We start from the raw sequence: 24,290 nt of genomic DNA on the forward strand, positions 1-24,290 counted from the left end.
ATACAAATATTATGACTTCCCAACACTTTGACATCAAACCAATCGCTGGACGTATCGGTGCAAAAATCATTGGTGTTGACTTAAGCAGTAACCTCAGCAATGAAATCATCAGCGATATCCGTAAAGCTTTAGTTAAACACAAAGTCATCTTCTTCCGAGAGCAGAACCTTGACGCTCAAGGACAAGTAGCCTTCGCCCGACGCTTTGGGGAAGTCACCACAGCCCATCCCACCGTTCCCTCATTGCCAGAAAACCCAGAAGTTCTTGATCTCAATTACGGTAAGACTGTGAGTCGCGCCAACAATTGGCACACCGATGTGACATTTGTAGATCGTCCCCCTCTTGGTTCTATTTTGCGGGCGCTTGTTATTCCACCATCGGGAGGTGATACTATTTGGGCAAACTCCGTAACTGCCTACGAAGATTTACCAACTCACCTGCGTAATCTTGCTGACCAACTCTGGGCAGTACACAGCAACGCCTACGATTATGCAGCAGCTACAATTGACTTGCCAGAAGAAATCTTAAAGCATCGGGCTGTTTTCACTTCGACTGTATACGAAACCCTGCATCCAGTTGTCCGCGTCCATCCTGAATCTGGTGAACGTGGTTTATTTATTGGTGGGTTTGTGCGTCGCCTGCGCGGTTTTTCCCAGAATGAATCCGATGAAATCTTGAAATTGTTGCAAGCTTACATCACACGTCCTGAAAACACAGTCCGGTGGCGCTGGAAAGTTGGCGATGTAGCTTTCTGGGATAATCGCGCTACTCAACATTATGCGATCGCAGACTACGATAATCAACCTCGCCACGTTCAACGAGTTACACTTGTGGGTGATATTCCTGTTGGTATTGATGGTAAGCAGAGTGAGGCTATTAAGGGAGATTCTTCTGCATATAACCGACGTGAACCCGCTTTAGTTTAGAACAGATCAATACCTTTTTTATCTTTAGACATCGCCGAAGATGAATGTAGAGACGTTGCATTGCAACGTCTCTACAAGGGTTTCATATCATGTCCGCTAAATTCCCATAATAAAAGAATCCCTCCCCGCAAGCCTACGGTGTACACACAAGTCGAATTACCCCCCTTAATCCCCCCTTATAAAGGGGGGAAACCGGAAATAAATCTAGTTCCCTCCCCTTTATAAGGGGAGGGTTAGGGTGGGGTAAAAACCAGCTTCTGCTTCTTAAACTACTTCAGACTTGTGTGTACACCGTAGCCCGAAGAGCGGGGAGGGGTTGGGGGTGGGGTTCTTAGAGTTTAATAAGCAATCAAGCGGGCATGATATCAGGTAACGCATAATTAATTGATGGAGATGTCTTTTGTATGAGCAGAAAATTGGGGCGCTCAAAACTGTTTTAATTCAATTTTCTTATCCCGCTTTTCTGTTAAATTCCTATAATAAATTTGTATTACTCTAATTAACTTTAAAAAAAACGTAGCAGATGGGTAAAAATTACCTTTCTGCTACAGAAATGCGGAGGTATAAACTTGATTATTTAATTGGCATGAACCAATTCTTGAGGCGCTGCGGCATCATATTCTACAGCTTTCACAAATTCTTTGAGAACGTCTTTAAGCCTTTGATCAATATCCTCATCTAACACGACGCTGTTATCAGCTTGTCGTTGAATTTGTTTGTCTACCGCATAAATAGTAGCTAGGATATGCCGCGCTCCTAATTCAGATAAGACAGGTTTAAGAGCATATTCAATTGCCAATAAGTGAGCGATCGTCCCACCCAAAGCAATTGGTAAAACAGGTTTACCTGTTAATGATTTTTGTGGGAGCAAATCTAGAAATGTTTTCAGTACTCCTGTGTAAGCAGCTTTGTAAATCGGGGTGGCAATAATCACACCATCTGCTTTTGCTAGTAAAGCTTTTGGCTCCTCTAAAGCAGGACTATCGTAACGTCCAAAAACTAAATCTTCAGCAGGCAAATCCCGAACTGAAATAATGTCTACATGCAAGCCTTCTTGTTGTAAAAGCTTGGCAGTGTATTCGACAACACCATAGGTTCTAGATGGATGGGTTGGACTACCAGCGATCGCTAAAATATTTGTCATTCAATTAAACTCCCAATTTCTACAATCGGTTCAGTATGTTTTGTGGTTTTGGTATTCATAGCTGATGCTGTATTAACCTGATCGCTCAGTCGTTTGTAGGGACGGCGTAAACTCATACTCTCTACTTCCCAGATGTAGCCATGAATAACTACATTTTTAGGAATTAAGGCAGAATTACGCAGTAATTCTACCTGCTGTGTACAGATTTCATCCACATCGGTAAACGTTTTGATCCATTTGGAAAAAACGCCTTTTGGTAGCTTCAACTCTGGCAAAGCAGGATCGACACTAACTTGATCCACGTTAATACCTTGATTTTGCAATACCTCACTGAGAAAGTCTCCTGATGCTGTCATCATGCCACATTCGGTATGATTAATAACGATAATTTCTTTTGTGCCAAAAAACTGTGTAGTTAACATTGCTGATCGGATAGCATCATCCGTAACTAATCCTCCAGCATTACGGAAAATATGAGCATCTCCTTCACCAATTCCCAATACTTTTTCTATCGGTAATCGCTCATCCATGCACGCCAGCACCCACAAGCGTTTATTGTTAGGTATCCCCAACTGGCGACGTAATGCCCACGCTTCTTTTTCTGAGATTTTTTGGTCAATTTGTTGGTGCAACATGGCTGGTAATTTTCTAGTTCTTAATTACTAGGATATGGACGTTGCTCTTTCCTGATGCTGCTTTTTAGGGAAATCTTCATTTGCCACAATCTCACCAAATGGACTCAATACATGTTGCTTCTCAACTGTTGGCAGATTCTCTAATGGCAAATGGGGAAATAGAAGTTCTGCAACTCGATAAGCTTCTTCTAGGTGGGGATAGCCAGAGAGAATAAAAGACTCAATACCCAAAGAAGCATATTCCAATATCCTGGCAGCTACAGTTTGGGGATCGCCTACTAAGGCTGTTCCCGCACCACCCCGCACCAAACCAACTCCCGCCCACAGGTTCGGGCTAATCTCTAATGCCTCACGATTACCGTGGTGTAGTTGAGTCATCCGCCGTTGCCCAACTGAGTCCATCCGGGCATAAGCTTTTTGGGCTTTAGCGATCGCCTCATCATCTACATACTTAATCAATTGATTCGCCGCATCCCAGGCTTCACTCTCAGTTTCGCGCACAATCACATGTAGGCGAATCCCAAACCGCAAAGTTCGGCCTTCTGATAAAGCAAGTTTACGAACTGATGCAATTTTCTCGGCTACTTGCGCCGGTGGTTCACCCCAAGTTAGATAGACATCTACGTGCTTGGCAGCAATTTTTTGAGCAACGGCAGAGGAACCACCAAACCACAAGGGCGGATATGGCTTCTGGACGGGTGGAAACAGCAGCTTACCATCTTGGATATTAAGATAGTCGCCTTGAAGATTAGCTTGTTCACCACTAGCGATCGCTCGCCATACTGTCAAAAATTCATCTGTTAATTCATACCGTTGATCGTGATCCAAATGCAAGCCATCTCCCGCTAACTCTACGGGATCGCCACCTGTCACGACATTAATCAGCAAGCGTCCTCCAGAGAGCCGATCAAAAGTCGCCGCCATCCGCGCTGCTACTCCAGGTGATACCAAGCCGGGACGAATCGCTACCAAAAAACGCATTTGTCGCGTCAGTGATACCAGTGTTGACGCTACAATCCAAGCATCTTCACAAGAGCGACCTGTAGGCAGCAATGCCCCCGTATAACCAAGGTCATCCACCGCTTGGGCAATCTGCCGCAGATAAGGAAAGCTGATTGCCCGCCCACCTGTAGCAGTTGCAAGGTAACGTCCGTCGCCGTGGGTTGGGATAAACCATAGTAGCTGCATGAGTCGTGTCCTTTTAAACTACGGTAATTCGGTAGAATCACCGTGCTTTACTTATAGTTTTCAGAGTATCACATATTCTACTTAACCAAAGAAGAAGTTTTTCTGAAAACCTTTTAGACTACGATATACACACAAGTCCTAGTGAAAAGGAAGGGGGCAAACAAGTTCTCAAACGGATCAACTTAATGACTCATTTGCAATAATTGATGTGCGTGAGCGCCTTCATTATTCATAACTTTTTCTAATACTGCTTCTCTAATATTTACAAATACTTCACTAGCTCTGTCTCGTGGACGCGATAATTTTACAGGTAAATCTAACGCAACCCGTCCTTCTTCAATTACTATCACTCTGTCTGCCAGCGCTACAGCTTCTTCTACATCATGAGTAACTAAAAACGCCGTAAAGCCTCTCTGTTGCCACAAATCCTCGATTAAATGTTGCATTTCTAAGCGAGTTAACGCATCCAATGCTCCTAAAGGTTCATCAAGTAGTAATAGTTGTGGTTGACTCACTAAGGCTCTAGCCAATGCTACTCGTTGTCTTTGCCCTCCAGATAATACGTAAGGCCATTCATCAGCTCTATCTTTAAGTCCTACTTGTTCCAATACTCGCGCAGCTTTTGCACGCCAATTTTCTTGCAAACCCAGACCCACATTATCTATCACACGTTTCCAAGGTAGTAATCGAGGGTCTTGAAACATTACTCTTACAGATTGACTAAGTTTATGTAGTGGTTGCCCATCTAATAATATGCCGCCTGTAGTTGGTTTATCTAACCCAGACACTAGGCGCAGTAAGGTACTTTTACCGCAACCACTACGTCCGACAATAGCAATAAATTCTCCTGGTGCTACTTCTAGATTTAATGATTTTAAGACAGTTTTATTTCCAAAAGCCTTGCTTAAATCCAAAATATTGAGTTGTGAACCTTGTAGAGTTGAAACCATGTGTATTTCTCTTTTATTGAGTGATTTAGGTATCGGGAATTTGGATGGATTTTTTAAAATCAATTAATCACATTCAAAAACTAAACGGTTGTTTAACCTTCGATTTAATATCTTATCCAGCAGATGTGTAATTAGGATTCCATGATAAAAATTTGTTTTCTAGAGCTTTGGCAATAGAATTTGCAAGTTTACCTAACAGTGCATAGATGACAATACTTAACACCACAACGTCTGTTTGCATAAACTCACGGGCGTTCATTGCCATATAACCAATGCCGGAATCTGCTGCAATTTGTTCAGCTACAATTAACGATAGCCACATAATCCCCAAAGAAAAGCGGACGCCAATCAAAATTGAAGATAAAGCTCCTGGAAAAACAATTTGCCACAAAAGCTGCGATGTTTTTAAGCCATAAACTCTGCCCATTTCAATTAGAGCGGGATCTACACTACGAATTCCATGATAGGTATTAAGATAAATTGGAAAGAATACACCTATAGAAACTAAAAATAATCTAGCTTGATCGCCAATCCCAAACCATAAAATTACTAGGGGAATTAATGCCAAGTTGGGAATAGTACGCAGCATTTGTAAAGAACTATCTAACAATTGTTCTGCAATGCGAGAAAACCCAGTGAGTAATCCCAAAATAAAGCCAATTCCGCCACCAACGATAAAACCAGATATAGCGCGTGCAGCACTGATTCCCATGTGTTGGAAAAGCTCTCCAGTTGAGGCTAACCTAAATGCCGTAAAAACTACACTACTTGGTGCTGGAAGAATTCTGCTGGAAAGTAAACCAGTTCTAGAAGCAACTTCCCAAAGTATTAGTACTATAAGAGGTACTACCCAAGGGATGATTGGATCAGCGATTTTCTTGTTGAATAATACTTCTAGGGATTTTTTGCTGCTTTTATTTTTCAGAGTAACAGTCATAAGCTACCAATTAGTTGTTGTTTTATGAAATTCTCTCTCAATTTAAAAGCTATTTCGTCAATAGGACTGAATAGCTTTGGTGTTACGTATGTTTGTTTTAGCGAGACAGGGACATAATGGGGAACAAACCCAAAAAATTACCTTGTCGTTTGCGTATTATTCTTTAAACTACTATATATCGATCGAATTATCGTATATTTATGATATTTTACACCAAATTAACTAAAAAGCAATTCTCAAGATAGGGGGCGGGGAATATTCCTTTTTCAGCTTTGGCTATGGGATTTTCCTGTGATTTGCTGACTAGAAACTAAAGATAGTGCAAAGAGAATCCACCGAAATCGGCTCGTTATTTATGTTCGGGATGTTCGCGCTTGGTAATTAGATACAAGCTAGGAATAATTCGTATGTTGTTGTTTAACCTATAAGAATAAAAAGTCTATAAATGCAAAGAAATGTGTGCGTCTTGCCGATGGTTCTCATTAAAGTACTAAATACCGATTGAGTTTTAGTAGTTTTACCGCTAACTTTGGATAATTGCATAAAATAGCTAAAAAAACAAGTACATTAAGATATATTCTTTAAAAGAAAATATTAGCAAATTTGTGTTAAGCAGTACTTGCCTTTTTCTTGCAAGTGTGAAAAACTCTGTTAAATAGACAAAATACGGTAAACCAATCAAGTTGTAGTATTTTAGAAAGAATAAACTACAGCATTTCATTTATCGGCTGACTACTTAGCCAGAGCTACAAAAAATATTGATCGGGCAAAAATTAATCGTATACCTGATGCAAGTAGTAGTGAAACGCCCTATCAATGTTCTAAGTAATTCAAACAAACTTGGTAAGAACCTTGTTATTCTCATACTACAAGTCCTCCTTTATAGATTTGTTCTAGCAACACAGACAAGGGAAATATTCAGAATAATTTTGCCAATACCTAATCGCCAATAGCCAAATAGAGATTGATTCACTAAAAAACTAACTTATGACCCAACTGAAAACACTTCCTACTTACGATCCAACATTATTTGAGGGTGCAGCTGAGGTTTACGCTCAATACAGAACTAAATACCCACCTGCTGTATTCGACAAATTAACCGAAATTTTTCATCTTAATGGTCAGGGACGACTGCTTGATTTGGGTACTGGGCCAGGTTTAATTGCCATTCCCCTCAGCACTAAATTTCAGGAAGTAGTTGCGATCGATCCCGATCCGGAAATGCTTAAAGAAGCGCAACGCCAAGCAGCAAGCGTAGGAGGAAACAATATTACTTGGTTCGAACAAGGCGCAGAACTAATTAACCCTAGTCTAGGGGTATTTAAACTAGCTACCATTGGCAGAGCCTTTCACTGGATGGAACGGGAACTCGTACTAGAACGCCTTTATGAATTGCTGGCAGATGATGGAGGTGTAGCACTGCTCAATACAGGTGATAATCCTTGGATAAGTTCTTTACCCTGGAAACAAGCTGCCGTAGAAGTAGTGAAAAAATGGTTAGGTGAAGAAAGGCGAACTGGACAACGAGGACAAGGTATTCGTAAACCAGTTGATCCTCCCCACGAAGTTGTAATTGCCAATTCAAAATTTGCTCGCCAAGAAGTGTATGAAGTGCCATTTGAAAAATCCTGGACAGTCTCCAGCTATCTTGGCTACTTGTACACTACAGCCTTCTCTTTGAAAATTTTCTATGGCGATAAAGCTGAAGCATTTGAAGCAGATATCAAAGAAGCATTACTAGCAGTTGAGCCTTCTGGACACTTTACAGAAGAACTTACAGCAACAATCCAAGTAATTTGGAAGCATTAATTTTGAATGCTATTTAGCCATACACAAAAAAGTAGATGAGTAAAACACGCAAGTTTCGTTTAGGTGCATTCATTCAAGCTACTGGACATCATGTTTCTGCCTGGCGACATCCAGATGCACAGATAGACGCTGGATTCAATTTTGAGCATTACAAAGAAATTACCCAGACTGCCCAACGCGGCTTGTTTGATGCAGTTTTTCTGGCGGACAGTCCAGGAGTTTGGGGTGGCGCTCCAGAAACTCAAAAACGCAATGGTAAACTTGTGCATTTTGAGCCAGTCACACTCTTTTCGGCATTGTCTTCTGTAACCGAAAACATCGGCTTCATTTCTACCGCCTCAACTACCTACGAAGAACCCTACACACTGGCACGGAAGTTTGCTTCTTTGGATCATTTGAGTAAAGGTCGGGCGGGCTGGAATGTAGTTACTACAGGTAATGAAAACGCCGCACTTAATTTTGGTCTGGAGCATCATCCAGAACACAGTCAGCGTTATGAACGTGCTGAAGAGTTTGTGGAAGTGGTGAAAGGATTGTGGGATAGTTGGGAAGATGATGCTTTCATCCGTGACAGAGAATCTGGTATCTATTTCGACCAGAATAAACTACACATACTCAACCACAAAGGCAAACATTTTTCTGTTAAGGGCCCTTTAAATGTCGGTCGTCCACCCCAAGGTTACCCGGTGATTGTGCAAGCTGGAGCCTCTGAAGCTGGACGGGATTTAGCCGCGCGTACTGCTGAAGTAATCTTCACCGCCAATCAAACCCTAGCCGATGCCCAGGAATTTTACGCTGATATCAAAGGGAGGCTAGCACAATATGGGCGTTCTCCAGAGGATCTGAAAATCATGCCTGGGGCTTTCCCCATTATTGGGCGGACTGAGGAAGAAGCTCAAGAGAAATACGAATTTCTGCAATCGTTGATTCATCCCGATGTAGCTTGGGGTATTTTAAAGACCTATTACAAGGGTGTGGATCTATCCAAGTATTCTCTAGATGATCTAGCTCCTGAACTGCCCAGTGATACTAACAATAACAAGAGTCGTCTGAAACTAGTCAGAGATTTGGCTACTCGTGGGACTCTGACGCTGCGTCAGTTATATCTGTCTCTAGCTACTGCACGAGGTCATCGCACCATACTTGGTACTCCCGAAAGTATTGCCGATCAACTAGAGGAATGGTTCAACAATGGTGCAGCAGATGGTTTTAATATCATGCCGCCAATTTTGCCCACAGGATTGGATGAATTCGTAAACTTGGTCGTTCCCATCTTGCAGAAACGGGGACTGTTCCGTACTGAATACGAAGGTAGCACTTTGAGGGAAAATCTGGGGCTGCGTCGTCCGGGTAATCAATTTGCCGCTAAACAAGTCGATGCAAGATTGGTTTTGGCGTAAATCAATAGGGCTTACGCAACGCTACTTGAACAAAATCAGGACTAAAGTCCTTACTACAAACAAAAAGCGTAAGTCCTGATCAAAAAAGTATTGAGTTTCGAGTGCTGTAGACACTCCTACAGTGAACCACTGTGTTACAGGTTCTTTCAGTTGTAGCAATTGTCTTAGCTGAGTTATCCAGATGCGATAAATCGCCTATAAATTTTAGGGTTTTATTGGGCTTTCAATCCAATAAATTACCAAGTAATACCCAGATGGGTTGTTGTACTCAGCACTCATAACTCATTTCTCAGCACTACTTCTGTCATTTATTCAAGGAAAAAAACATGACTGAATATAGCAGATTAAAAACTTCCCGTTCCGCCGCAATCAAAGCAACCCTTAATTATCCGATAATCGACACCGATGTTCACACTAATGATTTCACTCCAGCGCTGGAGGATTACATTGCTAAATACGGTGGCTCGAAACTTGTAGATGAATTACGCAAGGCGGAATCTTCTCGTCTCAATTCCAAGAGCAATGGTAAAGACTGGTATCAACAAACTCCAGAAGAACGTCAGTACAACCGCACAATTCGATCGCCTTGGTGGGCGAGAGTTACTCGTAACACTTTAGATTTAGCGACTTACACTTTGCCTGAATTGTTCTATCAACGTCAGGCGGAGCAGGGATCAGATTATTCAGTGTTATTTCCGAATAATGTTCTTGCACCAGCTGGAGCTAGTAAAGAGAATCGTCAAGCACTGCAACGCGCAGTCAATCACTATCACGCTGACTTGTACCGGAAATATAGCGATCGCCTGACACCTGTTGCTGGTATCCCTATGGGTAATCCTCAAGAGGCTGTTGAGGAGCTAGAGTTTGCAGTGAAAACACTAGGTCTAAAGGTAGCTAATATTCCTGGTGGTGTAAAACGGCCAATTAAGGCGATCGCTGATAAATATCCAGCAGATCAATACCCTGAAATCGCCAAGTATGCTTCTTACATTGACTTTTACGGATTGGATAGTGAATATGACTACGATCCATTCTGGGCAAAAGCAGTTGAGTTAGGTGTACCCATTACTACCCATTACGGCAGTCAAGGCTGGACTGGGCGCTCTTCCATCAGCAACTACATGAACAACCATATCGGTCACTTTGCCGATGGCTCACAAGCATTTGCCAAAGCACTGTTCTTTGGTGGTGTTACCAAACGTTTCCCACAGTTGCGCGTAGCTATGCTTGAAGGCGGTGCAGATTGGGGCGCACATGTCTACATTCATTTAGTGGATAGATTCTCCAAGCGCAATCTTAAAGGACTGCAAAACTACAACCCAGAACTAACAAATGCTGATGAGTTGTTCTTGTTGTTTGAGCGTTTCGGTAGTGAATTCTTAAAAGAATATCTTCTCACTAAAGAAGAACTGACAAAGAGTGTCTTGGGTTCTTCCTTCAACCGTCATAGCCGTTCACCCGTTGGTAGCGAACTAGAAGATTTTGCCGCTGCCGAGATTGAAAGCATTGAAGATATTCGCGATCGCTGGGTAAATAGTTTCTTCTTTGGTTCCGAGTCTGACGATCGCACCATCGCAGCTGCATTTAACAACAAAGCTAATCCCTTGGGTGTAAAAATCAACGCCATCTACTCCTCTGATGTTGGCCACTGGGATGTGCCAGATTTGACCGACCCACTAGCGGAAAGCTGGGATTTGGTACAAGAAGGTGTGATTTCTGAAGCGGACTTTAAGGCTTATGTATTCAATAATCCTTACAAGTTTTACACCGAATCTAACCCCGACTTCTTCAAGGGTACAACGATTGAATCCAAAGTCAGTGAAATTGCATCCCCACAAGTAGATAAGAAACTTGTAGTGGCATAAATCACGAAACAAGTTCACAATCTAGAGATTTTTACCAGTCATGGGGATTAGATGATTTCTAGTCCCCAATTCCTAAATCAAACACATACTTCAGGAATTACAGCTATGCCTATTGAACACCGCTCCGATTTATTGCCTTATATTTTCTCACCTGTCTCTGATGATGCCAAAAAACCCGTACCTCTTGTGTTATTTCTACATGGAGCGCGCGATCGCGGTAACGATCTAAATGTGTTACTCAAATGGGGTTTACCTCGTTTTGTAAATGAGTCAAGCTCGTTACCTTATGTCTTTGCAGCCCCCCAACTTCCTGAAGGACAAACCTGGATAGATCGAGAATCTGACGTCATTGCTTTATTGGATAATCTCATCACTTCCCAACCCATCGATCCGTCCCGTGTGATTTTGTCTGGATTCAGTTTAGGTACGGCTGGAGCATGGCATATCGCTGCTTCTCATCCTAGTCGCTTCGCTGGTCTGGTAGCAGTGTCTGGTCGTGCACCCAAAACATTAGAAGCAAGCCAACTAGCTGCTCTTAAGAACATTCCTATCCAAATATTCCAAGGTGGAAAGGACGAAAAACTGCCGATTGAGGATGCACAACATATTGTCGATACCTTGCGCGAACTAGGGGGGACAGTAGATTTTACTGTACTACCTGAAGGGGATCATTTTATAGCCGATGAAGTGTACAGTGACCCGAAATTGCAACAATGGCTGATTTCACAGAGCCGTCGCAATATACCCCTAGTTGTCTGAAACTCTATGTCTTACGCATCATCTGATCACTGGAATCAATTCTTCACTAAATTGAAGAATACTAGCACTGATTTAGATTGGGGAAACCAATGGACGAAGGTTCACCTTCCGTTCCTTAATGCTGCTAAAGTTAAAACCGTGCTTGACCTTGGTTGCGGTACAGGAAACGATGTGTTACATCTTGTACAACAAGGTTTTACAGTAACTGGTCTGGATTTTTCAGATGAAGCAGTACGACAAGGACGTGAGAAGTCAGAAAAGTTAGGATTGGACACACAGTTTGTAGTTGCCGACATGGCAAAACCTTTGCCTTTTAATAAAGCAACCTTTGATGCTGTCATGTCCAATGTTGCCATTCACATGTTTTCAGATCGGATTACACGCGAATTGTTTAAAGAAATTCGCCGGATAATACGCCCCAACGGATTGTTTGTTTTCCACGTTAATTCTACAGAAGATGTTTTAGTTCGGGCCGAACGTCACCCAATCATGCGCGAAATAGAGCCAAATTACTTTCTAGAACGTCACGGAGAAACTATGCACTTTTTCTCTCAAGAATATTTGCTAGACCTCTTATCTGATTGGAAAGATGTAGAGCTAAAACATTATGAAATATTGCATGAGCAAACAGGCAAACTGTTTAAAAGAGTTTGGTGGGGTAAGGCAATACAGCCAGATTAGTCTGCTTGCAATCTGTAACGAAAAACCTCAGCTTTTAAATTCTTAATCAACAACGACGAAAATCTTCATGACATTACCAACAACTAAACTTGGTCAAACTGGATTGACCGTTTCCCGTCTTTGTCTCGGTACAATGACTTTTGGATTGCAGACAGATGAAGAAACTTCCAGACAAATCCTTGACACCGCCGCCGATGCTGGAATTAACTTTCTCGATACAGCCGATGTTTATCCCCTTGGGGGTGGACTTGCTACTGCTGGAAGTACCGAGGAAATTATTGGCCGTTGGCTCAAAGGTAAACGCGAACATTTTATTTTGGCTACCAAGGCTGTAGGTAAGGTTGGCCCTGCACCTTGGGATCAGGGTGCTTCGCGCAAACACATTTTGGATGCAATTGATGCTTCCCTCAGACGACTGGGAACTGATTATGTTGACCTGTACCAATTGCATTCTGACGATGCTTCAACCCCTCTTGATGAAACTCTGGAAGCACTGGATACGATAGTTCGTGCTGGTAAGGTACGCTATATCGGGGTTTCTAACTTCTTGGCTTACCGACTCAGCCGCGCTTTGGGTCGTGCCGATGTGCGAAATCTGACTCGCTTTGTTTCAATTCAACCCCGCTATAACTTATTATTCCGCGAAATTGAGCGAGAACTTTTGCCTTTGGCGAAAGAAGAGGGACTTGGTGTAATTCCTTACAATCCCTTAGCGGGTGGTCTATTGACTGGAAAACACAATCTGACTCAAGGCCCCACCGCAGGCACACGTTTCACCTTGGGTACTGCCGCAGAACGTTATCAAGAACGATACTGGCGCGATCGCGAATTTAATACTGTTGAGGAATTACGTACAGTCGCAGAATTCGCTGGCTTGTCACTTACTACTTTAGCGGTGGCTTGGGTACTGGCTAATCCCATTATTACCGCCCCCATCATTGGTGCTAGCCGACCAGAACAACTTGCTGACACCCTCAAGGCTGTAGAATTCCAACTCGATGACAATTTGAAACAAAAACTAAACGACATCACCGCCGAATACCGTCGGGGAGATTCTCTGCGTTAAGGGTTATCGACGTAGAAATTTGGTTGCTAGGAAAGGATTTAGTGATTAGAGGACAGAATAGCTAATACCAATTCTCCAAAATGATGCAAAAACCTAGATGAAATGTGACTTTCTTAATCTCGTTCGCCTAGCGTGACTTGGGCTGTTATTACAAACTACGAATTGGTATACGTGATACTAATCTATCAACTTTCATGAATAAAAAGTCCAGACAATCCAAATCCTTTCAACGTGCAGCTAATGCACCTAACTTGCCAGACACGACCTTTAGGTTCATTTGCTATTTCGTTAACCAGTTTCGGTGGTGGTATGTGCTAATGGTAATTCTGGAGGTAATACACGCCACCTGCGGCATTATGTTACCTTACGCCATTGGTGAAATCATTCGGAGCGTGACGCGATCAACGGGCGATAGCAAGTTCATTTTTGATGCAGTGAGGCAACCCTTAATGTTGTTCACAGCCTTGAGTGTGGGTGAAGTGATATTTGGGCGATCAGCTGGACTCTTGCAAACTATTCTCCATCCGATCCACCGACAGCACATTGTGCGATCGCTATATGCCTATTTGCAACATCATTCCCATCGCTACCTAAGCAGCAGTTTTTCCGGGGCATTGGCACATCGGATTAGTGAAACTTCTCTAGGTGTTACCCAGACGATGCAAATGATGATTACTGAATTTATGCCAGTAATTGTTGTGTATAGTGTTGCCACCATGTTACTGTATCGCGCCTATCCTCCGCTTGCTGCATTCGTGGGGATATGGGCAGTTCTATTCATCAGTATTTCGTTCTGGTTGGCAACTCGCTGCCGAATTTATTCCCGGAAAGCCGCAGCCGCCAGAAGTGAGACAACTGGCATAATTGTAGATACAGTAACAAATCTCACTAGTAGCCGACTGTTTGCTCGCCTGGGTTTTGAACGACGTTATTTGAATGAGCAATTAAAGGACGAACTCAAACAGGTGAGAAAATCCAACTGGTACTCGGAGCGAATCCGTTGGTTTCAGTTTATTTCAGCAGCAGTCCTGAAAATTGGCACTTTGTATTACTCGCTCTCACTTTGGAGTCACGGGACGATCGCAACTGCGGATTTCGTCGTAGCAACTAGTCTGTCGCTGTTAATTATTAGTGAGGCCCGCAATTTAAGTAGACGGTTTCTAGAATTTTTTGAACATGTCGGCAATGTTGCCAATGGTGTCTTTACTATCGTTCAGCCCCACGAGATCATTGATCGAGAGAATGCGATCGCCCACTCAATTACCCAAGGTAAGATCGAATTTCGGCAAGTGAATTTTGGCTACTCCCCTGGCAAAAAAGTATTCGACAACCTCTCTATTACCATTCAACCAGGGCAGCGTGTCGGACTGGTTGGCTTTTCTGGCTCTGGGAAATCCAGTTTTGTAAATCTAATTTTGCGTCAATTCGATCCCCAATCGGGACAGATTCTCATTGATGGGGTGGATATTCAAGACATGACGCAAGATGCCTTACACGCCCAGATCAGCTTGATTCCTCAAGATCCGTCTCTGTTCCATCGGACATTAATAGAAAATATTCGTTATGGACGATTAGATGCCACCGATGAGGAAGTGATCGAGGCAGCACGTAAGGCTTATGCTCATGATTTTATCGCGCAGATTAAAGAAGGTTATGATTCTTTGGTTGGTGAACGCGGTGTCAAACTTTCTGGAGGGCAAAGACAAAGAATTGCGATCGCGCGGGTAATTCTCAAAGATGCGCCAATTCTGATTCTAGATGAAGCTACCTCCAGCCTCGATTCTATCACCGAAAAAGCAATCCAAGACACTCTAGATTTAGCGATGGATGGAAAAACCGTCATCGTGGTAGCTCATCGACTTTCTACTATTGCCCATCTAGACCGCATTTTGGTATTTGATCAAGGGCGGATTATCGAAGATGGTACCCACGCCAAACTGCTGGCACGCCGTGGCGCTTACTACAGGTTATGGAAAATGCAGGCAGGTGGATTCTTACCTGTAGAAGCCAATAATCAAAATGCCTCCGAACTACAAACAGGATAGTTTCGAGTAAGTAGGTAGGCGCATTTTTAGCGCCTACCTCCTGCCTTTTTCAATTAATTTTGGGTGAAAAAGCTGCATATTGCTCAGGTGTAAGCATCGCTTCTTTGACGTTAATTTCTTTGGGAATCAATTTCAGTTCATAGAATTTATCAGCAACTTGCTGCTGAAGAGTAATTAATTCTTGAGAAATTGGTGTGATGCCAAATTTTCTTCTGTTAGTACTTTTTTGCATTGTTTCCAAATCAATGCCTAAAATGGGAGAGAGATTTGCAGCTACTTCATCTCGATGTTGATCAGACCATTGTTCAAGATTTTGAATTTCTTCTAGTAATGTCTTAATAATTTCTGGTTGCTGGCTAGCAAATTTTTTGCTGGCAAGGTAAAAGCCTCCCTGTTTATTAATTCCTGTACCATCAATTAATACACGAGTATCAGCAGATTTCTCGGCTGCTGCGTAAAATGGGTCCCAAATTGACCATGCATCAATACTACCTTTGATAAAGGCAGCACGAGCATCGGCTGGCGGTAAATATATGGGTTGAATATCACTATATTTCAAACCATATTTTTCTAAAATTTGTACCAGCATATAATGGGCGCTAGAACCTTTTTGGAAAGCTATCTTTTTCCCCTTGAGATCGTTGACTGTTTTGAGAGCTGATTTTTTGGAAACAAGAATTGCTGAACTTGCAGGACTTGGTGCAATTCCTGCAATATATGTGATTGCAGCACCTGCTGCCTGGGCAAAAATTGGTGGCGATTCTCCAGTATGCCCAAAGTCAATACTGCCAACATTCATAGCTTCTAAAAGCTGTGGACCAGCCGGAAATTCAATCCATTGAACAGATGCACCTTCACCTTGTAATCGCTTTTCTAAAAGCCCTTTAGTTTTTAGGAGAATTGCTGATTTCTGATAGCCAAATCTAACTACTGATGCTTTAGTTTGAGTGGAATTATTGGCAGATACATTTGTAGTATTACTTGGATTATTTGCTGTACAAGCAGCAAATAGTAAGCTGAGGCATAAGCCAGTAATAAAAGCTCCAGTAATTTGTATAGGAGCAGTTGATAATAACCGTGTTTGACTAGCAAATCTGGAAATCACCCATTGTTTCCAATAGATTATTATGCGGTTAAATAAAAACTCAAACATTAATTTTGACCTCTTTTTTCGGGAAAATGCTAAGTCTATTGATTCTTAGTATCATTAGAGCAAGTAATTTATGATGATTTTGCTAAATTTATATTTTTATTAATTTACACCAAATCAATCGATTTACAGTATTTAACTTTTTACAAGATACTAGCATCTCATAAAAATTTTAGTAAATAGGTATTTACGGCTAAAACTTAAACCTAAAAATACAGTTGCTTGTGTCAACCAAATCTGATAACATGCATTTTTCAATACCAAATTGCAATAAATTCGTAAAATTGCCGCAAATTTAGTTTTTTATGCTCGATTTATTAAAATAAAGCTTTTTGCAGAGCGACAAGTTTTTACTATTTCTTACAACTTTATTCAATCGAGTTTAACTTATATTAAGATGCTCTTGATTTTTAAGAAAAAGTGTGTAAAGCTCTTTTATATAAAAATACAGTAAGTCTATCGACAATAAGTAGTATTTATGAGAGTGCGATCGCTGTTTACATAGCGTTCCGCAGAAAAGGTAGGTGTGTAAACCCCTTGCCTCAACTTTTGCGCTCTGTTTGCATACAGTCATCATTACTGCTGAAAGCTACTATTTTGAACTAAATGAAATTCAAAAATTAAAATTTTAACAAAATGTAGGGGTTTAAGTCCCCGGCTTCTATCAAGCCGCAAGTGTTGTGGCTTTTTCTAAATCCCCGTTACAACTGACAACACTTTTGATTTGTGGTTTTGACCCCGTGGAAGATGCGTAGACGCGTTCGCGTAGCGTCTCGGAGAGAAGTGGCTTGTCGTCAGACATCCCTTACGGTCGAGATGTGATTCCGTTAGTAAAAAAAGAAGTACAGCGAAGAGAACAACAAACAGTCACTGTTGCCTAGATTGAAAGAATAGAAATCTAAAATCATTTACATTGAATTTTTCTTGCCAACTTATTTATTACAGTTTATGGCTAACAACGGTGAGCAGATATTTAATGGACAAGTTGAAAGAGAGCTATTAGATGGAGTGCCTTGGTTATTAGGGCAACAGCCTCAATTACCAACTCATCTTAAATTATTAGTCGATGAACAACAGCAAACACGAGATATCTGGGAGTTACCAAAAGAAAATAGCCCCAGTTTAGAACCAACAAAAATGCACTTCCATAAATTCAAATCTTCTTAATCATTCATGGGCATCAACACCATAGAATTGTAAGCGAACAGTTTGAATAACTGGATTATATGTTGACTTATGCCAATTCTCCAAAAGAAGGCAACAGATATAAATCACGAAAAGAATTTTTAGTATTAAATATTCAACACGTCTCAGGCAGGGCAAACGCATCTAAAGTATAAGAATCCTTTAATAGCAAGGGTTTTGGCGTTTTTTAATTTAGCCTATTTTTTCGTCAAGATCCTTATCCAGCAGGGGTTTCAGAAATGCCGTGCGTTCGCCCTGACGTCTTAGGTGTTTTTCGTAGAACTCCGCTAATGTTGTCATTAGATAAAGCTTATTGCGAATAAATTGTTAAGAGATATTTCGCCAACAGCATCATTAATAGAACGAAAAACCGGGTTAAGCTTAAAAATATTATTCTCTAAAACCTATATATAGCAAGTTTTTTAGACGAACTTGCAGGTTTTTACTTGTATCTAAGTTGAATACCACACATCATATAAATCTGAATAAAGAGATTGAAATGGGAAACCTAAGCGTATCAGCTTGAAAATCATGTAGTGATGAATCAGATGCTCGGCGATCGCCCCATTTTAATTGAATCTAATTCTCAACACAGTGATGACTTTAGTTTGTCACAGATGGTTGATCTGATTGCTGATAAATTCGGTATTCACATCAAGCCCCACTATCAAGATACATTAAAGAAAAATCTTTTAACTCGCATCCGGGCGCTGGGATTATGCTCACTCAATGATTACTATCAGTTCTTGGTGACAAGAAATCAATTAATTCCTGGTGCGACAGAGTGGCAAGAACTAATTTCTTTACTCACTGTCACTGAAACTTATTTTTTTCGGGATCAGGGGCAGATGTCGCTGCTCAAAAATCAGCTGCTCCCAGAGTTAATCGAGCGCAAACGGGAGCTTAGTTTAACTCAGCGCAACCCTGCTAATGGAGAATTTTATCGGCCAACATTACGGCTTTGGAGTGCTGGGTGTTCGACTGGTGAAGAAGCTTACTCACTTGCCATTTTGGTGAAGGAACTAATCCCTGACAATCATACATGGGACATTCTGATTTTAGGCACAGATATCAATCAACCCGCGATCGCACTGGCTCAACAAGGAATTTACAGCGATTGGTCTTTTCGGACAATCACTCCAGAAATCAAAAATCGCTACTTTCGATCCCACAAAAAAGGTTGGAAAATCGATCCTGCTATTCAAGCAATGGTCACATTTCAACCTGGAAACCTGATGCAGGATAATTATCCCGCTTACGCATCCAGGATTCACGATTTTGATTTGATTATTTGCCGCAATGTGTTTATTTATTTTGACTTCAACGCGATCGCACAAGTTATAGAAAAGTTTTACTGCTCTCTGACGCCGGGAGGGTTTCTGCTCACAGGCCACACGGAATTACACGGGCAAAAAACTGAACCGTTTCAAGTCAAAAATTTTCCGCAATCTGCGGTTTATCAAAGGCATACCTTGCTCAACGAGCATAGCAAAGTCTTAAATACCATAATACCTGCTGCCATTGAGAGCAGGGAAACCAAAATTTCTTCCCCCTCTCTCCCAAGCTTGGGGACGGGGTTAGACGTGAGCGCAAACACTCAAACTCTTTTAGATGCAGCTAAGGAATCGCTAATTCAAGAAGCTTATGCCGATGTCATTCAAATAGCGGAGCAACTTATTGCTGTTTCCACCCAAAACTTTCAGGCATATTGTTTGATGGCAGAAGCTTACGCGAATTTTGGCGATTACTCCCAGGCGAATCAGGCGTGTCAGCAGGCACTCGAGATCAACCCATTGGCGATCAAACCTTATCATTTGTTGGCTCAAATTGCCGAAGAGCAAGGAGACCGTGACAGTGCAAAATTATTCTTAAAACGTATTATTTATCTCGCTCCTAATTCTGTTACTGCTCACCTGGAATTGGGTTCTATATACGAACGAGAGGGAAATGAAAAACAGGCTCAAAAAACCTGGCGATCGCTTCTAGAAATTTTGCAAAATCTACCCCAACAAGCGATTGATTCCCATAACCAGCAAACCACTGCTGAATTAAAAGCACATGTTCTTAAGCACTTAAATTCAACTAATTATGAGCCATGAATCTTATTTAATGTTTAACCTCAATCACTCACGCTATGGCATTCCGGCTACAGCCGTACAAGAACTCTTCTTTCTGCCAGAAGTGACTGCGATCGCACAAACTCCCAGCACAATTTTAGGCGTAATTAACCTGCGAGGGAAGTTTCTGCCCGTGATGGATTTATATCACCGTTTAGAACAAGCACGTCCCCCTTTTCAATTGACTGACAGCATGATTGTCTTGGAGTGGCAAACTCAACAAATCGGAATCATCGTCAATCAAGTGGATAGTGTACAAGTGATCGCACCCGATCGGATCGCTGCCAATGTTTGCGGTCAATCAAAAGAGAGTTTGCAGGATAGATTGGTGACTGGCATTGCCAATGTTGAGGAAGGCATCGTTACATTGCTTAATCCCGAACTGTTGGTGCAACACGCCTTTCTAGAGACTGTTTTCAATCTAAATTCTGATTTTAACAACGGCTCAGTCAATGACGCCCTAAAACATTCCTCTGATTCAGAGCTAAATCAGGGCTTATACGATCATTTCGATTCGCAGGAACGACAGATTTTTCAAGAGCGAACTGAAAGTCTGCGGTGTTCAATTAATGACGAGGATTCGGCATCGCTCTTGCCTCTGGCTGTTGTGGGATTAGGAGGTGAGTACTTTGGGTTTGGCTTGGAAACGGTGCATGAGTTTACTGAGATTCACAAGATTACCCCGATTCCCTGCTGTCCGCCGCATATTGTTGGCAACATCAACTTGCGGGGCGAAATTGTCACCTTAATTAACATTAATAATGTGGTCGATCTGCCCATAAATGGGGTGCGATTGCATCAGCAAGCCGTTGTCGTGCGTCTGGATCAACGAGTGGCGGGCATTGCCGTGGATGACATTTTTGATGTGACGTATATTCATCCCTCCCAAATGACTGCGGCTCCAATTGCCCTGCATTCTGCTAAAGACGACTATCTCCAGGGTGTTGCACCTTATCGCGATCGCATGATGAGCATCATCAATTTGTCTAAATTGCTGACTTCAGAGGTGTTAGTTGTCAATGAAGAAGTCTAACGCTTATAAATCTGGGGTTAGGTTTTGTTTCACAGATTATCAATGAGATTCGCAGCAAGCTTGCAGAGATAATGCAGTCGATATACAGAATGTTGTGCAATCTTCCGTTGATTCAAAAGTGCGATCGCAAAGATTACAAATGATAGAAATATTGGAAAATCTTTGAACTCATTCATTCACAAGAGATAACAAGATGCAAAGTAAGCGAAATTGGAAACTGAGATACTGGATTATGGGCAGCTATGCGGTTCCCATTCTGGCATTGGTAATTTCTGCGGGGCTAATATTCATTAATATCAACTTGGTGAGTCAGCGATCGCAGAGTTTAGTTTCTTCCTATAACGTTAATTCAGCGATTAATGCCCTTGCCACAAATGTACAGAGCGGTTCTAAGTCAGTTCGGGGCTATTTGTTAGAAAAAAATCAGACATCCTTTGACGAATACCAAAAATCTCAAAGAAGCTTCAAAGAGCTTTTGTCAAAGCTAATGTCGCTTGCCAGAACAGAGCAAGAGCAACAGTCATTAACTAGGCTAGAAGGGCTGCTGAATAATTTAATGGTTGTCGAGAATGATTTGATTGGCAAAGTGAATCAAAGCAAGGTTCAAGAAGCTATTGAAACCTGGAGTAACGAAAATGCCCGCAGTATGGTTGATCGCCTGACAAGTGCGATCAATGAAATTCAGCGCCGAGAAGACCAGAATGTGATTGTAGCTGCCAAGCAACAGCAAGCAGCGCTTGATAGGCTCAAGCTCACAATTCTGTCCGCGACTGGACTTTCCTTGCTGTTGTCGATTTTGACTGGCATCTGGATAGTTAGCCGCACTGCTCGACGGATAAATGAATCAGCCAGTGCGATCGCCACCTCGACGGCTGAAATTGCTGCCACAATCGAGCAACAAGAGCGCACTGCCAACCAACAGGCAGTCTCGGTCAGCGAAACCACCACTACAATGGACGAACTTAGCGCCTCTGCTCAACAGTCTGCCCAGCAAGCATCCACTGCCTCAACCAGCGCTCAACAGGTCTTAAATTTGGCAGAGCAAGGCAATCAATCACTGAGCCGCACCTTGGAAGGAATGGCAGCCTTGAGCCATAGAGTCAGTGCGGTAGCAGAACAAATGCTGCGCCTGAACGAACAAACTAAGCAAATTGGCAGTATTTCCGGGTTGGTAAGTGACCTAGCAAATCAAACCAATATGCTAGCGCTAAATGCAGCAGTAGAGGCAGTCCGCGCCGGGGAACAGGGCAGAGGCTTTGCAGTTGTCGCCGCCGAAATTCGCAAACTGGCAGACCAGAGCAAGAAATCGACTGAAAAAATTAATGTGCTGGTCAATGATATTCAATCCGCCATCAGCTCAACCGTTGTGATGACAGATGAAAGTACAAAAACTGCTCAACAGGGGGCGGCAATAACTAAGCAGACGGTGGAGGTCTTTACCAGTGTTACCGAGTCTGTCAATCGGATGGTGTTGAATATTCAGCAAATCTCGTTAAACGCTAGCCAGCAATCCACTGCGGTTCAGCAAATTTTACAGGCAATGAACGCACTTAATAGCTCTGCTAGAGAAACAGCGATCGGCATCAGTCAGACTCGCCTTAGCACTCACCAACTCAATGATGCAGCCTACAAATTACAGAGTGTTGTGTAGGGGGGCAGGGGAGCAGGTTTGCCGTGAGCGTAGCCGAACGGGAGCAGGGGGAAATGACCCCTTCCTCGTTAATTTTTGCAGGTCGATGCAACAAAGGTGCGGGTCAATGCAACAAAGGTGCAGGTCGATGCAACAAAGGTGCAGGTTGATGTAACAAAGGTACAGGTCGATGTAACAAAGGTACAGGTCGATGCAACAAAGGTGCAGATCAAGAGACTTGTGTGTACACCGTAGCTTTATGAGGTCAATCTAAAATCTAAAATCCAAAATTGTCTGATGGCAATATCTGGAAATCTTTGAACTCGTTCATTCACAAGACATAACAAGATGGAAAGCAAGCGAAACTGGAGACTAAGATACTGGATTATTGGCGGATATGCCGTTCCCGTGCTGGCATTGTTAATTTCTGCCGGAGCGACGATCATCAATATTAACACGGTGAACCAACGGTCAAAAAATTTACTGTCTTCTTATGAGATTAACTCAATACTTGATGATCTTGCTGTTAGTGTGCAAAGTGGTTCTAAGGCAAATCGAGGCTATTTGTTAGAAAAAACTCAGCAATCGCTTGAGAACTACCAAGAGGCTCAAAAGAACTCCAGAGACTTTCTAGCAAAACTGATCGCACTTGCCAGATCGGAACAGGAGCGACAATCTTTAACCAAACTGGAGGAACTGCTGAATAAACTGCTTTCTTTTCAAGAAATCCTGATTGCAAAGATAGATCAGGGCAAAGTCAAAGAAGCCATTGAAACCTGGAGCAAGGGAAATGCCCGCACTCTGGTTCAGGATGTCGTAGACATGATTGAAGAAATGCAGCAGCGAGAAGATCAGACTTTTGCAACCACCGCGAAACAGCAGCAAGAGGCGCTCAATGCCCTCAAGTTCACGGTGATGTTAGCTAGTGGACTCTCCCTGGTGGTATCTGTTTTGATTGGCAGCTGGGTCATTAGCCGCACTGCTCGACAGATGAATGCCTCTGCCAGCGCGATCGCCGCTTCTACAATTGAAATTGCTACAACTATCGAGCAGCAAGAACGCACCACCATGCAACAAGCCAGTTCTGTCAACCAAACCACCACCACAATGGATGAATTGGCGGCTTCCTCGCGCCAGTCTGCTGAACAAGCAGAAGCCTCAGCCGCAGGGGCGCGGCAGGTGTTGTTGCTGGTAGACGGTTGCACTCAAGAGGGTCAGTTCAGCCAATCAAGTCTACGCGAGAAAGTAGGCGATATTGCCGCCCAAATTCTCCATCTAAGCGAACAAACTAATCAAATCGGCACGATCTCCACCCTGGTTAGTGACCTGGCAAGTCAAACTAATATGCTGGCGCTTAACGCGGCAGTGGAAGCGGTGCGAGCCGGGGAAAATGGCAAAGGCTTTGCGGTTGTTGCTGCCGAAATTCGCAAACTGGCAGACCAAAGTAAGCGATCGGCTGAAAAAATTAATGTACTGGTTTCAGACATTCAAAAATCGACCAATTCCACCGTCATGGTGACTGGTGAAGGCACGAAAACTGTAGAAAAAATTGTAGATGCCATCAAAACGATCGCGCTAAATGGTCAACAAATTTCCCTGACTTCCAATCAACAGGCGATCGCAGTCCAACAGGTGGTAGAAACTATGAACTCGCTTAATATTGCCGCTAGAGAAACCGCCTCTGGCATTAGTCAAATTAAAGTCGGCACCCAACGACTGAATGATGCTGCTCAAGAACTAAAAGCCGTTGTCTAAAAATATATTTGAGTT

At 42.5% G+C, this 24,290-nt stretch carries 20 protein-coding genes; 13 read left to right on the forward strand and 7 right to left on the reverse strand.

Annotation, left to right across the window (positions count from 1 at the left end; genetic code table 11):
- Positions 1 to 11 precede the first annotated feature (11 nt).
- Positions 12 to 926, forward strand: coding sequence for a TauD/TfdA dioxygenase family protein (locus RMY00_RS18080; protein ID WP_322648850.1), 915 nt, complete (start codon positions 12 to 14; stop codon positions 924 to 926).
- A gap of 577 nt (positions 927 to 1,503) precedes the next feature.
- On the opposite strand, the gene ssuE is transcribed toward RMY00_RS18080, so the two are convergent.
- The 5 genes from ssuE to RMY00_RS18105 all read right to left on the reverse strand — a co-directional run bounded on the left by ssuE (position 1,504) and on the right by RMY00_RS18105 (position 5,780).
- A complete protein-coding gene (ssuE, locus tag RMY00_RS18085) occupies positions 1,504 to 2,070 on the reverse strand; it encodes an NADPH-dependent FMN reductase (RefSeq protein WP_322648851.1) in 567 nt (188 codons plus the stop codon).
- On the reverse strand, positions 2,067 to 2,705 hold the full coding sequence (locus RMY00_RS18090) for a carbonic anhydrase (protein ID WP_322648852.1): 639 nt from the start codon (positions 2,703 to 2,705) through the stop codon (positions 2,067 to 2,069). Before RMY00_RS18090 ends, ssuE begins: the two co-directional genes overlap by 4 nt.
- A 27-nt stretch (positions 2,706 to 2,732) precedes the next feature.
- Positions 2,733 to 3,893, reverse strand: coding sequence for an FMNH2-dependent alkanesulfonate monooxygenase (gene ssuD, locus RMY00_RS18095; protein ID WP_322648853.1), 1,161 nt, complete (start codon positions 3,891 to 3,893; stop codon positions 2,733 to 2,735).
- A 182-nt stretch (positions 3,894 to 4,075) separates the two neighbouring features.
- Positions 4,076 to 4,843 (reverse strand): ATP-binding cassette domain-containing protein, encoded by a 768-nt coding sequence (locus RMY00_RS18100; protein WP_322648854.1) that lies wholly within the window; start codon positions 4,841 to 4,843, stop codon positions 4,076 to 4,078.
- Between the two features lie 112 nt (positions 4,844 to 4,955).
- Positions 4,956 to 5,780, reverse strand: coding sequence for an ABC transporter permease subunit (locus RMY00_RS18105; RefSeq protein WP_322648855.1), 825 nt, complete (start codon positions 5,778 to 5,780; stop codon positions 4,956 to 4,958).
- A 987-nt stretch (positions 5,781 to 6,767) separates the two neighbouring features.
- On the opposite strand from RMY00_RS18105, the gene RMY00_RS18110 reads away from it, so the two are divergent.
- From RMY00_RS18110 to RMY00_RS18140, 7 genes are all read left to right on the forward strand, one after another.
- Entirely contained in the window at positions 6,768 to 7,589 is an 822-nt protein-coding gene (locus RMY00_RS18110) for a class I SAM-dependent methyltransferase (RefSeq protein WP_322648856.1), read from the forward strand.
- A 35-nt stretch (positions 7,590 to 7,624) separates the two neighbouring features.
- Entirely contained in the window at positions 7,625 to 8,989 is a 1,365-nt protein-coding gene (locus tag RMY00_RS18115) for an LLM class flavin-dependent oxidoreductase (protein WP_322648857.1), read from the forward strand.
- Between the two features lie 326 nt (positions 8,990 to 9,315).
- Positions 9,316 to 10,854 (forward strand): amidohydrolase family protein, encoded by a 1,539-nt coding sequence (locus tag RMY00_RS18120; RefSeq protein WP_322648858.1) that lies wholly within the window; start codon positions 9,316 to 9,318, stop codon positions 10,852 to 10,854.
- A 105-nt stretch (positions 10,855 to 10,959) separates the two neighbouring features.
- Positions 10,960 to 11,613 (forward strand): dienelactone hydrolase family protein, encoded by a 654-nt coding sequence (locus tag RMY00_RS18125; RefSeq protein ID WP_322648859.1) that lies wholly within the window; start codon positions 10,960 to 10,962, stop codon positions 11,611 to 11,613.
- 6 nt (positions 11,614 to 11,619) lie between these two features.
- Positions 11,620 to 12,294: a class I SAM-dependent methyltransferase gene (locus RMY00_RS18130; RefSeq protein WP_322648860.1), complete on the forward strand. Its 675-nt coding sequence runs from the start codon at positions 11,620 to 11,622 to the stop codon at positions 12,292 to 12,294.
- A gap of 67 nt (positions 12,295 to 12,361) precedes the next feature.
- Positions 12,362 to 13,360, forward strand: a complete 999-nt coding sequence (locus RMY00_RS18135; protein WP_322648861.1) for an aldo/keto reductase — start codon at positions 12,362 to 12,364, stop codon at positions 13,358 to 13,360.
- A 194-nt stretch (positions 13,361 to 13,554) separates the two neighbouring features.
- Positions 13,555 to 15,405: an ABC transporter ATP-binding protein gene (locus tag RMY00_RS18140; RefSeq protein ID WP_322648862.1), complete on the forward strand. Its 1,851-nt coding sequence runs from the start codon at positions 13,555 to 13,557 to the stop codon at positions 15,403 to 15,405.
- Between the two features lie 49 nt (positions 15,406 to 15,454).
- Here RMY00_RS18140 and RMY00_RS18145 read toward each other — a convergent pair whose 3' ends face one another.
- Both RMY00_RS18145 and RMY00_RS18150 read right to left on the reverse strand, forming a co-directional pair.
- A complete protein-coding gene (locus RMY00_RS18145; protein WP_322648863.1) occupies positions 15,455 to 16,558 on the reverse strand; it encodes a sulfonate ABC transporter substrate-binding protein in 1,104 nt (367 codons plus the stop codon).
- A gap of 661 nt (positions 16,559 to 17,219) precedes the next feature.
- Positions 17,220 to 17,357, reverse strand: coding sequence for a hypothetical protein (locus RMY00_RS18150; protein ID WP_322648864.1), 138 nt, complete (start codon positions 17,355 to 17,357; stop codon positions 17,220 to 17,222).
- Between the two features lie 146 nt (positions 17,358 to 17,503).
- Here RMY00_RS18150 and RMY00_RS18155 point away from each other — a divergent pair, with 146 nt between their 5' ends.
- From RMY00_RS18155 to RMY00_RS18175, 5 genes are all read left to right on the forward strand, one after another.
- Positions 17,504 to 17,722 (forward strand): hypothetical protein, encoded by a 219-nt coding sequence (locus RMY00_RS18155; RefSeq protein ID WP_322648865.1) that lies wholly within the window; start codon positions 17,504 to 17,506, stop codon positions 17,720 to 17,722.
- A 557-nt stretch (positions 17,723 to 18,279) separates the two neighbouring features.
- On the forward strand, positions 18,280 to 19,839 hold the full coding sequence (locus tag RMY00_RS18160; protein WP_322648866.1) for a CheR family methyltransferase: 1,560 nt from the start codon (positions 18,280 to 18,282) through the stop codon (positions 19,837 to 19,839).
- Positions 19,829 to 20,890 carry a chemotaxis protein CheW gene (locus RMY00_RS18165; protein ID WP_322648867.1) on the forward strand — a complete coding sequence of 354 codons (1,062 nt, stop codon included), beginning with the start codon at positions 19,829 to 19,831 and terminating at the stop codon, positions 20,888 to 20,890. The genes RMY00_RS18160 and RMY00_RS18165 overlap by 11 nt, the downstream gene beginning before the upstream one ends.
- A 193-nt stretch (positions 20,891 to 21,083) precedes the next feature.
- Entirely contained in the window at positions 21,084 to 22,541 is a 1,458-nt protein-coding gene (locus tag RMY00_RS18170; RefSeq protein ID WP_322648868.1) for a methyl-accepting chemotaxis protein, read from the forward strand.
- A 327-nt stretch (positions 22,542 to 22,868) separates the two neighbouring features.
- Positions 22,869 to 24,275, forward strand: a complete 1,407-nt coding sequence (locus tag RMY00_RS18175) for a methyl-accepting chemotaxis protein (RefSeq protein ID WP_322648869.1) — start codon at positions 22,869 to 22,871, stop codon at positions 24,273 to 24,275.
- Positions 24,276 to 24,290 lie beyond the last annotated feature (15 nt).

It is taken from the genome of Nostoc sp. ChiVER01, from assembly GCF_034531155.1.
Taxonomy (GTDB): Bacteria; Cyanobacteriota; Cyanobacteriia; order Cyanobacteriales; family Nostocaceae; genus Nostoc.

Coding starts and splice junctions, on each gene's coding strand:
- RMY00_RS18170 (WP_322648868.1), top strand. CDS start 21,084: ATGCAAAGTAAGCGAAATTGGAAACTGAGATACTGGATTATGGGCAGC.
- RMY00_RS18080 (WP_322648850.1), top strand. CDS start 12: ATGACTTCCCAACACTTTGACATCAAACCAATCGCTGGACGTATCGGT.
- RMY00_RS18145 (WP_322648863.1), bottom strand. CDS start 16,558: ATGTTTGAGTTTTTATTTAACCGCATAATAATCTATTGGAAACAATGG.
- RMY00_RS18155 (WP_322648865.1), top strand. CDS start 17,504: ATGGCTAACAACGGTGAGCAGATATTTAATGGACAAGTTGAAAGAGAG.
- RMY00_RS18105 (WP_322648855.1), bottom strand. CDS start 5,780: ATGACTGTTACTCTGAAAAATAAAAGCAGCAAAAAATCCCTAGAAGTA.
- RMY00_RS18110 (WP_322648856.1), top strand. CDS start 6,768: ATGACCCAACTGAAAACACTTCCTACTTACGATCCAACATTATTTGAG.
- RMY00_RS18125 (WP_322648859.1), top strand. CDS start 10,960: ATGCCTATTGAACACCGCTCCGATTTATTGCCTTATATTTTCTCACCT.
- RMY00_RS18100 (WP_322648854.1), bottom strand. CDS start 4,843: ATGGTTTCAACTCTACAAGGTTCACAACTCAATATTTTGGATTTAAGC.
- ssuD (WP_322648853.1), bottom strand. CDS start 3,893: ATGCAGCTACTATGGTTTATCCCAACCCACGGCGACGGACGTTACCTT.
- RMY00_RS18120 (WP_322648858.1), top strand. CDS start 9,316: ATGACTGAATATAGCAGATTAAAAACTTCCCGTTCCGCCGCAATCAAA.
- RMY00_RS18090 (WP_322648852.1), bottom strand. CDS start 2,705: ATGTTGCACCAACAAATTGACCAAAAAATCTCAGAAAAAGAAGCGTGG.
- RMY00_RS18150 (WP_322648864.1), bottom strand. CDS start 17,357: ATGTCTGACGACAAGCCACTTCTCTCCGAGACGCTACGCGAACGCGTC.
- RMY00_RS18175 (WP_322648869.1), top strand. CDS start 22,869: ATGGAAAGCAAGCGAAACTGGAGACTAAGATACTGGATTATTGGCGGA.
- RMY00_RS18160 (WP_322648866.1), top strand. CDS start 18,280: ATGAATCAGATGCTCGGCGATCGCCCCATTTTAATTGAATCTAATTCT.
- RMY00_RS18135 (WP_322648861.1), top strand. CDS start 12,362: ATGACATTACCAACAACTAAACTTGGTCAAACTGGATTGACCGTTTCC.
- RMY00_RS18130 (WP_322648860.1), top strand. CDS start 11,620: ATGTCTTACGCATCATCTGATCACTGGAATCAATTCTTCACTAAATTG.
- ssuE (WP_322648851.1), bottom strand. CDS start 2,070: ATGACAAATATTTTAGCGATCGCTGGTAGTCCAACCCATCCATCTAGA.
- RMY00_RS18165 (WP_322648867.1), top strand. CDS start 19,829: ATGAGCCATGAATCTTATTTAATGTTTAACCTCAATCACTCACGCTAT.
- RMY00_RS18115 (WP_322648857.1), top strand. CDS start 7,625: ATGAGTAAAACACGCAAGTTTCGTTTAGGTGCATTCATTCAAGCTACT.
- RMY00_RS18140 (WP_322648862.1), top strand. CDS start 13,555: ATGAATAAAAAGTCCAGACAATCCAAATCCTTTCAACGTGCAGCTAAT.